Consider the following 1,404-nt stretch of genomic DNA (forward strand, 5'->3'; position numbering starts at 1 on the left):
GCCGGAATCAAAAGTTTCGCGGGCGACCTTGATGGCCGCGATGGTGTCGTCATCCGTGGCTTCCGAGACCGTACCCACCGTCGTACCGTCAGCGGGGCAGCTGATGGTGCGAGTGCCGCCTTCTTGTGCCTGGCGCCACTGCCCACCGATGAACAAGCTAGCCGGTGCGTCGTTTCCGGCGCGGTAGACGTCGGCAAGCAGGTCCGTGGTGGTGGGGTCAAACAGCGTGCTGCGGTTGTTCGCGTTGGTCAAAATGACACCTTTCGCTTGGGGTCGAATTGTTTCTCGAATATCCCAATTTTACTGCGAAAGGTGACCACGCGCTGTGCAAGTTTGCTCACGCTGTGGGCTGAGCTTGCCGACGCGAGTTTTATTTCGCCGCGACAGCTCGAGCTCGTGGCAAGAAACCTTTCAACCGCAAGAATTTATCCATCCCGTTGACCGCGCCATTTCCCAGATTTGGTTCATCGCCATTGCGCGCCATAGTCTGCTTGATCCAATTTTCGTGCCGGTCTTTTCAATCCCGGTACGTACCAGCTTTGCGGTGGTGCCATCGCCGAAGCTACGCCGGATAGCTTACCGTCGATGAACAATGGTCCGCCGGAATCACCAGGCTGTGCATACGCTCCGTCTTTGTGGTGCACGGTGTACATTTTGCCGTTGTTGTAGCTGCCGTTTTGATACAGGTTTTTCACTTCTGCCTGGGAGTGCGGCAGCCGCTTGTGCGCGGTGCTATCCCAGCCGTAGAAGGTTCCTACCTGGCCTGGCTTGGGCGCTTCAGTAGCCAGCTCTGGGTAGCTGTCGAACTTGAATGCGGAGTGCGTGGACATACGCACCAGGGCAATATCGCCGGTTGGTGCGTGATAGGCCTCTTCAGTCCCATCCACTCCGGTCTTTTCAACACCGGTGTGCAACAGGTGCGCCGTGGTGTGGTTGCCGAAGCCGGATGCTGGAAAAGGCAACCCGGAAGAAAACGGCGCTGAAAAAGAGGGCGCTGAGCACAATAAAGAAAAGGAGCAGGCGCCAAAACCAGCTCAAGCAAAACCTGGCAAGCAGCAGCCAGCGAAACCTGCGCGGCCAAACCAGGGCAGCCCTTTGCTGTCGTCGTCTAGCCTGTAATTTCCTGCCTGGAAATTCCCAGTCTGGAAACCCCGAATGAGCTGCGGAATTATCACCTGATGCGGCAATGCTGCACGATTGTGCACAGGAGTCATTCGGGGGTTTACTAGGTTTGTTAAATTACTCTCATTTGGTTTTTAATTAGAAATAAGTATTCTCCAAATAAAGTAGAGTAGTGCGCATGAGTATAAAGAAGATTGCGCTATCCTTAGCTGCTGCCGCAACGATGGCAGCAAGCATCATTGCCGCCCCTGCTGCTCACGCCGTGCAGGGCGGTAACCCAGT

1 protein-coding gene and 1 pseudogene are annotated in these 1,404 nt (G+C 55.5%); both read right to left on the bottom strand.

Annotated features, from left to right (window positions below):
- Positions 1-252, bottom strand: a pseudogene (locus BKN05_RS11810) (aldehyde dehydrogenase family protein); the annotation flags it as partial.
- A gap of 212 nt (positions 253-464) precedes the next feature.
- Positions 465-962: a trypsin-like serine protease gene (locus tag BKN05_RS11815; RefSeq protein WP_286688721.1), complete on the bottom strand. Its 498-nt coding sequence runs from the start codon at positions 960-962 to the stop codon at positions 465-467.
- Positions 963-1,404 lie beyond the last annotated feature (442 nt).

Source organism: Corynebacterium sp. S5S1, assembly GCF_001913985.1.
Lineage (GTDB): Bacteria > Actinomycetota > Actinomycetes > Mycobacteriales > Mycobacteriaceae > Corynebacterium > Corynebacterium marquesiae.